We start from the raw sequence: 12560 nt of genomic DNA, 5'->3' as shown, positions 1-12560 counted from the left end.
TCACACCGCCGTCGTACGGCGTCGAGGACGCTCCAGCCGACGGTAGGTCAGCGTGACATCGAAGCAGAAGTTGCCAACAGCGTTGGGGGCGTAATCACCCCGCCCTGTGGAGCACCCTCCTCGGTCGGAGCGAAACGACCCCGGTCGACCACGCCCGCGGTCAGCCACTGCTGCACCAGTCCCCGGGCGGGGAACGTGCCTAGCGAGCCGACGATGTGGCCGTGGTCGAGGTGATCGAACGCGGCGGCCAGATCAGCGTCGAGGATCCACACGCGTTTAGAGTCGGTGCGGCTGACGGTGGTGTGGATGGCCACGATGGCGTCGTGGCATCCCCGGCCCGGCCGGAACCCATAAGATCGGGGTTCGAACCGGGCCTCCCACTCGGGTTCCAGCGCATTGACCACCAACGCTTGCAGTGCCCGGTCGGCGATCACGGGAATCCCCAACCCGCGGCGTCGCCCATTGCTTTTCGGTATGAACACCCGCTTGACCGGTCGCGGCGACCACGCGGCGGTGCGATGCTGCAACCAGTCGACCATCTCGGTCTTCTGCTCCGCATCGGTCACCACCTCGCCGTCGATCCCGGCGGTCTTGCGGCCCGCATTGATCTCCGTGACCCGCCGCACCGACATCAGTGCGTTCGCGCGGGAACGAAGCATCAACTTCTGCAAATTCCGGACCTTCTTCAGGTCCCCTACCTGTGTTGCCGCGAAGATCCGCTGCCGCAACCGCCGTACCTGGTCCTCAATCGTGCGCCAGCGCACACTATCCCAATCCAGGACCGGGTCTCCGGGTCCGTTCACCAGCAGCGTGGTGTCCAACTTGCCCCTCGAGTTCTGACGATTCGGTCATTGGAACTCCGCAGGCTCACCCGGCTCGCGTCAGCACCCTTTCAGGTCGGGGCAGCCGCCCCTATCCGGCCAGTTATGCGGGCACCACCAGCGGAGGAACTGGTTGCGCGGCACCCGGTTTCCTACGGCCTTTCGGCCCACCGGCATTCGCTTCTCGAGCCATCCTGCCCCCGCTGCGGAATTCAGCCTTCCTCACAGTCGGCCTACCAACCTCGAAAGAGGTTGGACCGCATCGGGATTGTCACGTTCCGCATGAGACAGACACGACCGGATTGGGTGCCCTCTGTACCCCGGGGACGGTGGTGCGCACCCGCCCGGCCAAATTCGTCCGGACGGCACCTGTCGTCTCACAACGAACGGCCCCTATTCTCCCGCTGGAACATCCCACCGGCGGAAGTGCTGATGACGAGGCGTCGACGAGGGTTCACGCGATTCACCCGCCCGGTCTTCCCCAGCCTGTAACCCCCGGATGGAACAAGGGTCCTTGGGCCGTGCCCTCGGGCTTCGCACCCCACGGTCACCCATGACGCACGCCGAGGCGGGGACGATCCACGCGCACGGGATCGGGAACTACGTTATCGGCATCGGCCGATCCCTCCTTCTACGAGTTCCACTGTTACTCATGCGACTTCGTGTCGCACCACCTGGTTCAACCACGACGAATAGGTGGGTGTGAAGTGCATGTTGAAACGTGGATGTGCCGCAAGCCATTTCGCGACCGCGGGCGCCTTGTGGGTGGAGTAGTTGTCGCAGATCAAGTGGATGTCGAGTTCGGCGGGGACCTGCTTATCGAGGGTGATCAGGAATTTCTTGAACTCGACCGCGCGGTGGCGACGGTGTATCTCGCCGATCACCTCGCCGTTGGCGATGTTGAGCGCGGCGAACAGGGTGGTGATGCCGTGGCGGATGTAGTCGTGAGTGCGTCGCTCGGGCATGCCCGGCATCATCGGCAGCACCGGCGCCGACCGGTCCAGGGCCTGGGTAAGTCGGCGGCGGGAGTCTCACCCGCCGCCGCTCTCAGAACCGTGCGTAAACCTCTCGGTTTACACGGCTCCCATCGTCCAGTCGCTCGCGGTTAGGGCTTAACGAGCTTCCAGTGGGCGAACAGGCCTGTCCAGATCCTTGCGTGCCTGGCCAGGGCCTCGCGAGCCCTCGCTCGTTTCCGTTTGAACCGCTTGTACTTGCGGACGAGCCACCTCACCAGATAGTCGTTGATGCGGTTGAGGCTGACCAACAACGCGGACCGATGGAAGCGCCCGAAGTAGTTGATCCAGCCCCGCACGACCGGGTTGATCTCCCGGGCGAGCTGCTCCAAGGTCGTGTCACTGCGCAAGTGCAGTCGCCAGCGGCGGATCTGCGCCCGGATGTGTTTGGCAGCTTCGTCACTGACAGCCGGATTGAAGCCGAAGAAATAGTCCCCCCGCTTCGTCCGGAGCCTGCGGACACGAAACCCGTACCCCAGGAACGTGAACGACGTGTGCTCAGCCGAGCCACGCCTGTTCCTGTCCTTGCAGTAGACGATGCGGGTCTTCTGGGGATGGAGCTCCAGACCCCCGCATGCGGCCAGCCGCTCGGCGATCGCCTGACGCACTCGGTGCGCCTGGATCTCGTTGCGGCAGTGGACAACCACGTCATCGCAGTATCGATGCACAGCACTGTTTCCAGAAGCGCCTACATCAACGCCTCCTTCAGCATTCGTGGCACACGATCTGCGACTTCTCATCCACGCACAGGACCAGCGCTTTCTCCGGCGGATTCAGATACAACCCGACCACATCACGCACCTTGTCGACAAACTGCGGATCGTTCGAGACCTTGAATTCGTCGACCCGATGGGGCTGCAACCCGAACGCGCGCCAGATCCGGCCCACCGTCGACTTGCTCAATCCGCTCTCGGCGGCCATCGACGTCCGCGACCAGTGCGTGGCATCAGCCGGCTGCCGCTCCAACGTCGCCACCAGCACCGACTCCACCTGCTCATCGGTAATCGTCGGCGGGCCACCAGGTCGCGGCTCGTCGACCAGGCCCTCCATACCCCGTGCCACGAACCTGTTGCGCCACTTACCCACCGTCTGCGGCCAGATCCCCAACTCAGCCGCCACCTCCTTATTGGATTTTCCTGCCGCGCAACCCAATACGATGCGGCATCGCTGCGCCAGGGCCTGCGACGACTTCGCTCGCCGCGCCCACCGCTCGAGCGTCTGCCGCTCCTCGCCCGTCAACACCACCTCGGCCACCGGCCGACCCGTCCGTGCCACCGGACAACCCTACAACTCACTTATTCAATGGATTCCCAGTCTTCTTGCACAATGCGGCGAATATCCGATTCATGTTCCGGAGTTCGATCGGGCGACCCGGTTCGGTCGTGAATACCAGATCCGTTTTCTTCCAGTCCTTTCCGGCCTTGAACTTCTCCTCCAACTGCCGCTTTCGGTGCTGGCGAAGGATCGCCACGAGTTGCCTGGAGGAGCCGGCGTTCACCCACGACGGCGTGCCTGCCGTCACCGCCTGCATGTGGCGGGAGATGTCGGATGATCAGTGGCACCACGGCACGATCGAGTTCCCCCTGGACGATGCCGACCCAGATGGGTCGACAGATCTGTTCCAACTACTCGTCGACCTCTCACCCGAAGCGTTCCAGCGATTCGCCGAGGACACGACTCGGGGTCGCCCGGGCCTGGGTTCAGTGGAGGGGGATTTGGGGGAGTTCGGTGCGGGAGAGGATGCCGAGCTTGGGGTAGGCCTTGTAGAGGTGTGCGCCGATGGTGCGGGGACTCAGGAACAGTTGGGCGGCGATGTCCTTGTTGGACAGGCCTTGCGCGGCTAGGCGCACGATCTGCAGTTCCTGCGGGGTCAGGACGGCGGCGGCGGGACTGACGGCGCGATCGTCGGCGGGGCCGGACCGGGTGGCCGAGGTTCCGGTGGCGGTGAGTTCGTTGTCCGCGCGCCTCGCCCACGGCACCGCGCCCAGTCGGTCGAAGGTTTCCCGCGCGGCGGTCAGGTGAATTCGGGCCTCGGCCTTGCGTTTTGCACGGCGGAGCCACTCGCCGAACAGTAGCTGGGTTCTGGCGTGCTCGAATGGCCGGTCTTCCGCGTCGCTCAGTGTCAGGGCCGTCCGGAAGTGGTACTCGGCCTTGTCGTCGGTGGACAGCAGGGCCCGGCCGCGATGCACCAAAGCCGCCGTCCAGGGCTGTCCGGTGTGGGTGGCCCACTTCTCGAGCAGCGCCAGTCCTTCCGCCGCATGCTCGGTGTGGCCCACTCGAACTGCGGCCTCCACGAGATCGGGGGTTGAGCGTGTGGCCGGAATATGGAAACCGCGCCGCCCGCCGTCCAGCTCGACCAGCCGGTTCAGTGCCGATTCGGCGCGCCCCGATCCCAGGTCGACCAGCCCGGCCGCCCAGATGGCCCATGGCGCCCGCCACGCCATATCGCTGCGGCGCGCTCTGGTTGTGGCGATCAGATCCGCCACCCGCGTCTCGTCGCCTTCGATGGCCGCCAGCATGGCTTGCAACTCGGCGAACTGCGCCAGCCAGTGCTGCTGGCCGGTCGCCGTGGCGAGGTCCACGGCCTCTGCGACGGTCTGTCGAGCCTCGGTGACCCGCCCGCCGTAGAGCTGTGCGGTCGCCGCGTAGAACAGTGTGCCGGGCAGGGACCCGATGAGTCCTCGGCGACGGAGTTGTGCGGCGAGGTCGACCGCGAGGCGCTGGGCGATCCGGTCCCGTCCCAGGAGCAGCGCCACACCCGCGATCACTACCAGGCTGAGGTCGGCGGCGTTGTCCTGCGCTGCGGCCACCGCGGCCGCAACGGCTTGATCGGTCTCGGCCGCCTCGCCGGCAGGTCTGCCGATGACCGGGGACACGGCCCGGATCAACAGCCGGGCCAGCGGCGCGGGGCGCTGGTCGGGGTCCAACGGTAGCGCTTCCAGCCGTCCGACGGCGTCGGCGAGTTCGTCGGGGCCGGTGTACCAGGCGGCGTGTATCGCCTCGATCAGCAGTGTGGCCGCCAGCGCCGGATCCGTCGCGGCGACCCGGGCAGCGGCGTCGGTCATGCGTCGATGAGCGGATGCGGAATCGCCGCTCAGGAAATCGGTGGTCGCCCGCACTTGGGCGAGCCTGGTGGCGAGCGTGTCCGCCTCGGCCGGATCGGCGAACAGGGCGGATTCGGTGCCATCGAGCAGGCGGAGGGCGCGTTCGGCCAGCTCGACGGCATGATCCTGCTCGCCGGACTGTGCCATGGCCTCGGCGGCGAGGGTCAGACGACGGGCCCGGTCCGCGGGGTCGGCGGACAGGTCGGCGGCGCGCGCGTACCAGACGCCTGCGGCTCCGTTGCGCTCTTGCGCGCGCGCCGCGGTCCGTTCCAGCTCGGCTGCCACCTCTTCGGACTGGCCTTCGGTGGCGGCGGCGAGGTGCCAGGCGCGACGATCGGCGACCTCGGGGCCGTCGAGGGCGGCGGCTACCGCACGATGCGCGGCACGGCGCGCGGACAGCGCGGCGGCGCGATGGACGGCGGCCCGCACGAGGGGATGCCGGAATGTCAGTGTGCCGCCGGAAAGTTCGACGAGTCCGGCTTCGCGGGCGGCGTCGAGGTCGTCGCTCGACGCGCCGCACTCGACGGCGGCCCGCAGAATCACCTCCAGGTCGCCCGCGCCCTCCACCGCCGCGATCAGCAGCGCGGTGCGAGCGCTTGCGGGCAGGACGGTGAGCCGTCCTTCGAAGGCGCGGCGGAGTCGTTCGGTCAGCGGCAGCGGATCCGCGTCGACGCCGCGCAGACCGGCGGCGTCGGCTGCGACGGCGCGGGGCAGTTCCAGCAGCGCGAGTGGATTTCCCGCCGCCTCGGCGAGAATGCGGTAGCGCACCTGTTGGGGCAGGTCGCAGTCGTCGAGCAGGCTCACCGCAGCGGACGCTGTCAGCCCGGTCAGCGGCAGTTCCGCGAGCCCGTCGGCTCGGAAGTCGCCCTCGGTCCTGGTGGCGAACAGCGCGACGATGGCCTCGGAGTCGAGTCTGCGGGCCGCGAACAGCAGCGCGTCGGCCGAACTCTTGTCCAGCCATTGGGCATCGTCGACCACGCAGAGCAGCGGCTGTTCGGACGCCAGCTCGGACAGCAACGACAGCACGGCCAGTCCGATCAGGAAGCGGTCCGGCGTCACCGCTGAGGCGGTCAGGCCCAGGGCACTGCCCAACGCGTCGGCCTGGACCTGCGGTAGCGCGTCGAGGCGGTCGAGTCCGGATCGCAGCAGCAGGTGCAGGCCCGCGAACGTCAGCTCGGCCTCGGTCTCGACGCCGGTCACCCGGATGACACGAAAGCCGTCTGCTCTGGCCACCGCCTCGGCCAGCAGCGCGGTCTTGCCTATCCCCGGTTCGCCCCGCAATACCAGGGTGCCGCTGGCACCGTTATGGGCTCGCTCGATCAATCCCGTTACGACCGACAGTTCCGTCTCGCGTCCTTGTAGCACCAACGAACGTTACCTATGTCCTTCGATTCCGATCGAACCAAATACCTAAGCATGCCCGATTCCCGGATCTCGCAGTCTCCGTAGCGTTCTGATCAGCAAGAAAGCGCCGAACAAGGAGAACGACATGACCGAGCACGACAACCTCGTCACCGAGTACCTGCAGACCTGGAACGAGACGGACGCTGTTGTCCGCCGCGCTGCGATCGACGAGCTGTGGGCGGCGGACTGCACCTACACCGACCCGATCGGGGTCGCCGAGGGCCGCGACGCGATCGACGCGACCATCGCCGCGGTGCAGGGCCAGTTCGCCGGGCTGGAGTTCAGCCTCGGTGGTCCGGTCGATGCCCACCACAACATCGTCCGCTTCACCTGGAACCTCGGCCCGGCGGGCGGCGAGGCCCTGGTCGTCGGCTTCGACGTAGCGGTGCTGGACGAGCACGGCCGGATCAGCAAGGTGCACGGCTTCCTCGACAAGGTCCCCGCCTGACGGTCGACCCCATGGACCGGCCCCGGCCGTCACGGCCGGGGTGGCGGTCCGATCTCATTCAGCACGAGAGGAACACAGCAGACATGAGCACCACCGTCGCCCCCACCGCGGGGCCGCAGGAGCGGGAGGTCGGCCGCCCGTCGTGGGCTGCCTTGGCCGTCCTGCTCGCCGGGATCTTCATCACCACCCTCGACTTCTTCATCGTCAACGTCGCGCTGCCCGCCACCCAGGCCGACCTGCACGCCAGCTCGTCGCAGATCCAATTCATCGTGGCCGGATACGGATTGGCGCTGGCCGCCGGACTGATCACGTCGGGACGACTCGGCGACCTCTACGGCCGTCGCCGACTGTTCGGCGCCGGAATGGCGTTGTTCACCCTCGCGTCGCTGGCCTGTGGCATTGCGCCCAACGCCGGAATCCTGGTCGGCGCCCGAGTTGTGCAGGGGCTCGCGGCGGCACTGCTTATGCCGCAGGTGCTCGCCATCATCAACACTGTGTACACCGGCGAGCTACGGGCCAAGGCCTTCAATGCCTTCGGGCTGGCGATCGGGTTCGGTGGCGTGTTCGGGCAGCTGATCGGCGGTGTGCTGATCGACGCTGACATCGCCGGGATGGGTTGGCGATCCATCTTCTTGATCAACGTGCCGGTCGGCGCGGTCGCGGTGCTGCTGACGCCGCGCCTGATCCCGGAGTCGAAGGCCGCGGCCGGCGCCCGGCTCGACCTCGTGGGCACCGTGCTGGTGGCATTGGGCCTGGTCGCGATCGTGCTGCCGCTGGTGCAGGGGAGGCAGCAGGGTTGGCCCGAGTGGACCTGGCTGTGCCTGGCCTCGGCCGTGCCACTGCTCGGCGGATTCGTCTACTCCCAGCACCGGCTCGGTGTCCGCGGTGGTTCGCCGCTGATCCAGCTGAGCCTGTTCCGCCAGCGGGCATTCAGCGCGGGGATGGCCGCCAGCCTGGTCTACTCGATGATGATGGCCTCGTTCTTCCTGGTCCTCGCCCTGTATCTGCAGAACGGTCGCGGACTGACAGCGCTGAGCTCCGGCCTCATCTTTCTGCCGCTGGGCGTCGGCTACTTCGTCGCCTCGGCCATGTCGGGCAAGGTCGCCGAAATCCTGGGCCGTCAGGTGCTCGCCCTCGGCGCCGCGGTTGTAGCCCTCGGCTACGCCCTGCTCGCGGTGACCGCAGACGAGATCGGCGCCCACGGCAGCGTCGGCTGGCTGATCCCTGGTCTGCTGATCTCCGGCGCGGGTATGGGCTTCGTGATGGCCCCGCTGCCCGCGATCGTGCTGGCCGGCGTGGAGCCAGAGGCGGCGGCCGCGGCCTCCGGGGTGCTGTCCACCTCGCAGCAGGCGGGCGGTGCGATCGGGGTCGCGATCATCGGAGTCGTCTTCTACCACGCCCTCGACGCCCACCGGGCCGCAGGTGGCTTTCCGCACGCCTTCGGCCTCGGCCTCGAGCTGCTGATCGGCCTCGGAGTCCTGGTCGTCGCCCTGGTCCAGCTGCTACCGAGAACCGCCGAATGACAGAGTCCCCAGATCGGGAACTTCGCGAAGCGACCAGCCGGACAGTCTCGGCTCGGTCGCTTCGTCGTACTTCGCCGGCGTGGTGCGGCGTCGAGGTGGCAGGCGCAGTGGAGGGGGCGGCTGTCGGTCTTCGCCGACCCGCAGCGAGTGCTGTGGGCCGTGCGGGGCTCCCGATCAGTGACTGCGGTGGGCGGTCTCCGGGCCGACGACACGCAGGAGCTCGAGAGCTTCGACAGAGGTGGATCCGGGCGGCGGTGTGAAGAGGCGAAGGCGCTGGTCGGTGGCTTGCGTCTGCAGCATCTCGAAGTCGAATTCGACGGTCCCGACGGCAGGATGCACGACGCGCACGTGGTGGTTGCGGCGCCTGGCAACCTCGTGCTGGTGCCAGATGGCGGCGAACTCCTCGCTGGCCGCCTCGAGCCGCTCGATCAGCGCGGTCGCGGGGCGATCGTAGCCGCGATGTGTCGCGGCGGCACGCAGGTCCGCGACACGCACGCGGCTCAGGTGGTCGTGGTCCTGTGCGGGGTACGCCTCGCGTACGTGTGGGTCGGTGAACCAGCGCCACACGATATTGCGGTCCTGCTCGTCGATGTTGCAGACGCACCCGAACAGCGCCTCGGCAAGGGCGTTCTGCGCGAGCAGATCACCGAGGTCGGTGATGATCTGGGCCGGGGTATTGCCCAGCCGGTCGAGCAGGTAGAGCAGTGCGGGGCGGACTTGATATCCGGCGCGTGGTCCTTCAGGCGGGCGGTGGCCTGCCAGCAGGTAAAGGTGATCTCGTTCGTCCTCGGTCAACCGCAGCGCTCGCGCGAGCGCGGCCAGGAGCTGGGTCGAGGGCTGGGAGCTACGCGCCTGCTCGAGCCGGATCACGTAGTCCGCCGATACTCCGGCCAGCTGGGCCAGCTCCTCGCGGCGGAGGCCCGGTGTGCGGCGCCGCGGCCCGGCGGCGAGGCTGACCTGCTCAGGCTGGAGCCGCTCGCGGGAACGGCGGAGGAAGTCCGCCAGTTTGGCCCTGTCCATTGTCATTCCTCCATCTACAGCGCACCGGGCGGTTCGCGGCGCGTCGACTGAGAGTGCCGATCCTAGGGAATCCGCTCCTCTGCTCATCGCCACCAGATCCTGGCAACGTCTGTGGCTATCAGTTCTACGAAGGGAGACAGTCATGCGGGAGATCACAGTGGGTGCCGCGCGGGTGCCGTACCGCGTGCTGGGCGCGGGCCGACCGCTGGTCCTGGTACATGGGGGCAGCCGAGGCTCGCAGGGCTGGGATCGCGTGGCCGAGACGTTCACGGAAACCAGAACGATAGTGCTGCCGGATCTTTCGGGCAGCGATGCGGCGCGCGACGACGGGGGCGCACTGACCGTCGAGTTGCTCGCCGAGCAGGTCGCCGCCGTGATTTCCGATCTCGGGCAGGGGCCCGCCGACGTGGTCGGGCATTCCATGGGCGGCGCGGTGGTCGCCAGGCTCGCTGCAGTCCGGCCCGACTTGGTCCGCCGCCTGGTGCTGGTCTCGGGATGGACCGGGCAGGGTGACGAATACATCCGCCAGGCGTTGTCCCTCTGGCGCGATCTCGCCGATGACGCGGCGGCTTTCGCCCAATACACGATGCTGATCGCCTTCAGTCGTGCGTATCTGGAATCGCTCGACCCGGCGGCCGTGGCAGAGCTCGCAACGTCCTACCGGCCCGAGCCCGGCAGGCTCCGGCAGATCGATCTCGCCCTGCAGCTGGACGTCCGCGACCTGCTGCCGCAGATCCAGGTACCAGCACTGGTGATCGGGTGCCGCCGCGACGTACTGGTCTCCGCGGAGTATTCCCGCGAGCTGACGGCCGTTATCCCGGGTGCTACATATGCGGAAATCGACGGCGGGCACATCGTGATGGCCGAGCGGCCGACCGAGTTCGCGAAGCTCCTGCGCGACTTCATCGACTGAGCGTTGCTGTCCGTAGGTCCTTCCGCGGGTCGGCCTCTCGAGTGTCTTGACCGAGTTCACAGCCCGCCGGTCCGGGGCACTGCACTCGAACACACTTCGAGGCGGGTACGTCCTCGCCCGTACCGTAGGCAGCGCAACTCCTTTCGGGCCGACGGTCGAGGCGGTCCTGCGCTGCTCGACAGCCATACCGTCCGCTGAACATCGAACAACACAGAAATTGCGAAGGAAGCCCGAAAGCATGCGTATATACCGCGCACCGCACACCAGCGTGTCTGCATCATCCGAGTGGATCACTGGTGACGCCCGCATCGAAGAACTCGCCGCCCCCGCCGCGCCGTCACGGACGCAGGTCGACAGCGTTCACTTCGCGCCGGGTGCCCGCACACGCTGGCACCGTCACCCGGTCGGGCAGGTGCTCGTAGTGACCGACGGCACGGGGCTCGTGCAGCGCCGCGGAGGACAGGTCGAGACCATCCGCGCCGGTGACACTGTACGGATCGAGCCCGGCGAGTGGCATTGGCACGGTGCAGCACCCGACAGCGCGATGACCCATGTGGCCGTAGAAGAGCTGCCGGCGGATGGGCGGACGGCGGAGTTCGCTCAGGTCGTGACGGACGCCGAATACGGCGGTGAAGGTGCAGAACAGGCCGAACCGACACCCCGAACGAGCCGTGTGATCGTCATCGATCAGAAGCTGCCCGCGGTCTTGGCCACCGAGCGCGTCGAGATTCGGCGGATCACCATCGCTCCCGGGCACGCAGCAGGGCTGCATATCCACAACGGGCCGGTCTTCGGCAACATCGAGTCGGGTTCGGCGATCTACCAGATCGAGGGTGAGCCCGAGACCAGGCTCGAGGCCGGCGACGTGTTCTACGAGCCCGAGGGTATGCGCATCGCACGCTTCGACGCCCAAGCGGATGGCGTCACGTTCCTCGGGTACTTCCTGCTCGCCGATGGCGTGAACGCCGAACTGGTCTTCCCCGAAGTCCGATAGCCCACTCCGCGAGGTGCTTGTCGTGAGTGGGGAGTCGGGAGGCCAGATGTGGGCCGATAATACCGCTGACGAAGGCGGTTTCGTGCCGTTGGTAGATCAGGCCGGTGCGCGGGTGGGCTTTGCCCGCTGGTGTCGACGATGGCTGGACCGAAGCGAAGCCGAACTCGGGATTCGGCCGCCCACCGCACAGTAATGCCGCATCGAACGTCCGCTTCTGCCGCATATCGCGCGGTCGGACGACGAAACATGCTGCGTCTCAACATATCCGCTCATGCCGATTGCAGTGCAATCGGCTCGGTCGAGCCGGGTTCCCCCGGAACCGAGCGCACACCGACGGTTGTCGGCCGCATTCGGTACTCACTTCTCGGCGTTGACATCCTCGACCGGATGCCATCGGAACCACATACCCGTTCCGCCGATGCGATAGAAATCCCCGCTGTCATATTGCAACTCGGCCAGAAGCTTTCGCGCATTGTCGGGAGCTTGACGGTACGGAGTCAGGAGGGTGGTCAGCTCGTCGTAGCGGGGATCGATGCCGCCGTGGCCAGGATGGCTGTCGACGGCGGCTTCACCTGCGCGATAACGCTGATCCCAACGTACATAGATCGCCCACTGCTCGAGCTCCCAAGCAACAGCTGCCTCGCCGGCAGGCCAGACGTAGTACGCGTCCATCTCGTCAGCCCAGTCGAAGTCCCTGCCTTCGAAGTAGTGCGGCTTACCCTCGACATCGGCGACCCCGGCGCGCGGCCCGTCGTAGCGTTCCGACTCGATATACACACGCTCGAAGCCTTCGGCAATCAGGTCTGCCTCTTCCCGCTTTCTTGCCACGTCCGAATGCTAACCCGAAGCGGGACATTCACCCATCCCACATCCGCTCATGCCGCTTACCACGCTTTCAGCGCGGCTTTGCCCGATCCGTGGCGTCGGTATGCGGCAGCGGTGTCATTCGACGTTATCGAGCAGATGCCGAGGTGCGGCCTGTCGCCACGAGTCAAGAACGATGGTTTCCAGCTCGTCTCGGTCGTCGATGGCGGCGAGGCGCACTCGAACCCAAGCGTTGTTCGCCTCGTGTGCGGCGATCCAGAATTTGTCCGGCTCGGCGGCCACGAGTTCGTCGCGATCGATGATTGGGCAGCGGACCGCCGCCGACGTTTCGGCCTCCGGAAGGGTGAGGAATAGTTTGCCGGCGACCCGGAAAGTTGGCATACCCCACGTGAACTGCTCAGACGTCTCGGGCAACGACAAAGCAAAAGCGCGGACATCGTCCCCAACGGCACTCATGCGCCGAATCTTTCCAGATCGGACACTGGCCGCGGGCGC

The 12560-nt window shown here is 67.0% G+C and carries 11 protein-coding genes and 2 pseudogenes; 4 read left to right on the top strand and 9 right to left on the bottom strand.

Annotated elements, in window-relative coordinates; genetic code table 11:
• Nucleotides 1–47: 47 nt before the first annotated feature.
• From ABH933_RS16415 to ABH933_RS16390, 6 genes and pseudogenes are all read right to left on the bottom strand, one after another.
• Entirely contained in the window at nt 48–821 is a 774-nt protein-coding gene (locus ABH933_RS16415; protein ID WP_429455042.1) for a reverse transcriptase N-terminal domain-containing protein, read from the bottom strand.
• A gap of 665 nt (nt 822–1486) precedes the next feature.
• A pseudogene (locus ABH933_RS16410) lies at nt 1487–1831 on the bottom strand (IS630 family transposase); the annotation flags it as partial.
• A gap of 95 nt (nt 1832–1926) precedes the next feature.
• Nucleotides 1927–2574 (bottom strand): group II intron maturase-specific domain-containing protein, encoded by a 648-nt coding sequence (locus ABH933_RS16405; protein WP_429428077.1) that lies wholly within the window; start codon nt 2572–2574, stop codon nt 1927–1929.
• A pseudogene (locus ABH933_RS16400) lies at nt 2558–3088 on the bottom strand (IS630 family transposase); the annotation flags it as partial. The gene ABH933_RS16405 and the pseudogene ABH933_RS16400, both read right to left, overlap by 17 nt.
• A 37-nt stretch (nt 3089–3125) precedes the next feature.
• Nucleotides 3126–3365 (bottom strand): hypothetical protein, encoded by a 240-nt coding sequence (locus ABH933_RS16395; protein ID WP_429428075.1) that lies wholly within the window; start codon nt 3363–3365, stop codon nt 3126–3128.
• Between the two features lie 169 nt (nt 3366–3534).
• On the bottom strand, nt 3535–6303 hold the full coding sequence (locus ABH933_RS16390; protein WP_429428073.1) for a helix-turn-helix transcriptional regulator: 2769 nt from the start codon (nt 6301–6303) through the stop codon (nt 3535–3537).
• Nucleotides 6304–6427: 124 nt separating this feature from the next.
• On the opposite strand from ABH933_RS16390, the gene ABH933_RS16385 reads away from it, so the two are divergent.
• Nucleotides 6428–6790 carry a nuclear transport factor 2 family protein gene (locus ABH933_RS16385; protein ID WP_429428071.1) on the top strand — a complete coding sequence of 121 codons (363 nt, stop codon included), beginning with the start codon at nt 6428–6430 and terminating at the stop codon, nt 6788–6790.
• 83 nt (nt 6791–6873) lie between these two features.
• Nucleotides 6874–8313 carry a DHA2 family efflux MFS transporter permease subunit gene (locus ABH933_RS16380; protein ID WP_429428069.1) on the top strand — a complete coding sequence of 480 codons (1440 nt, stop codon included), beginning with the start codon at nt 6874–6876 and terminating at the stop codon, nt 8311–8313.
• A 174-nt stretch (nt 8314–8487) separates the two neighbouring features.
• Here the strand turns inward: ABH933_RS16380 and ABH933_RS16375 are convergent, their stop codons facing one another.
• On the bottom strand, nt 8488–9333 hold the full coding sequence (locus ABH933_RS16375; RefSeq protein ID WP_429428067.1) for a helix-turn-helix transcriptional regulator: 846 nt from the start codon (nt 9331–9333) through the stop codon (nt 8488–8490).
• A gap of 142 nt (nt 9334–9475) precedes the next feature.
• Between ABH933_RS16375 and ABH933_RS16370 the strand changes: the two genes are divergently transcribed.
• On the top strand, nt 9476–10246 hold the full coding sequence (locus tag ABH933_RS16370; protein ID WP_429428065.1) for an alpha/beta fold hydrolase: 771 nt from the start codon (nt 9476–9478) through the stop codon (nt 10244–10246).
• 238 nt (nt 10247–10484) lie between these two features.
• Nucleotides 10485–11240 carry a (R)-mandelonitrile lyase gene (locus tag ABH933_RS16365; protein ID WP_429428063.1) on the top strand — a complete coding sequence of 252 codons (756 nt, stop codon included), beginning with the start codon at nt 10485–10487 and terminating at the stop codon, nt 11238–11240.
• 357 nt (nt 11241–11597) lie between these two features.
• On the opposite strand, the gene ABH933_RS16360 is transcribed toward ABH933_RS16365, so the two are convergent.
• Complete coding sequence (locus tag ABH933_RS16360; protein WP_429428061.1) at nt 11598–12068, bottom strand: hypothetical protein; 471 nt, start codon at nt 12066–12068, stop codon at nt 11598–11600.
• A gap of 114 nt (nt 12069–12182) precedes the next feature.
• Nucleotides 12183–12521 (bottom strand): MmcQ/YjbR family DNA-binding protein, encoded by a 339-nt coding sequence (locus ABH933_RS16355; protein WP_429428059.1) that lies wholly within the window; start codon nt 12519–12521, stop codon nt 12183–12185.
• Nucleotides 12522–12560 lie beyond the last annotated feature (39 nt).

Origin of the sequence: Nocardia sp. GP40 (assembly GCF_050434125.1) — a bacterium.
Lineage (GTDB): Bacteria > Actinomycetota > Actinomycetes > Mycobacteriales > Mycobacteriaceae > Nocardia > Nocardia albiluteola.
This window is presented reverse-complemented; position numbering and strand designations above follow the sequence as displayed.

Bases quoted from the DNA above. Each gene is read 5' to 3' on its own strand.
- ABH933_RS16355 (WP_429428059.1), bottom strand. From the start codon at position 12,521: ATGAGTGCCGTTGGGGACGATGTCCGCGCTTTTGCTTTGTCGTTGCCC.
- ABH933_RS16385 (WP_429428071.1), top strand. From the start codon at position 6,428: ATGACCGAGCACGACAACCTCGTCACCGAGTACCTGCAGACCTGGAAC.
- ABH933_RS16395 (WP_429428075.1), bottom strand. From the start codon at position 3,365: ATGCAGGCGGTGACGGCAGGCACGCCGTCGTGGGTGAACGCCGGCTCC.
- ABH933_RS16375 (WP_429428067.1), bottom strand. From the start codon at position 9,333: ATGGACAGGGCCAAACTGGCGGACTTCCTCCGCCGTTCCCGCGAGCGG.
- ABH933_RS16405 (WP_429428077.1), bottom strand. From the start codon at position 2,574: ATGAGAAGTCGCAGATCGTGTGCCACGAATGCTGAAGGAGGCGTTGAT.
- ABH933_RS16370 (WP_429428065.1), top strand. From the start codon at position 9,476: ATGCGGGAGATCACAGTGGGTGCCGCGCGGGTGCCGTACCGCGTGCTG.
- ABH933_RS16380 (WP_429428069.1), top strand. From the start codon at position 6,874: ATGAGCACCACCGTCGCCCCCACCGCGGGGCCGCAGGAGCGGGAGGTC.
- ABH933_RS16365 (WP_429428063.1), top strand. From the start codon at position 10,485: ATGCGTATATACCGCGCACCGCACACCAGCGTGTCTGCATCATCCGAG.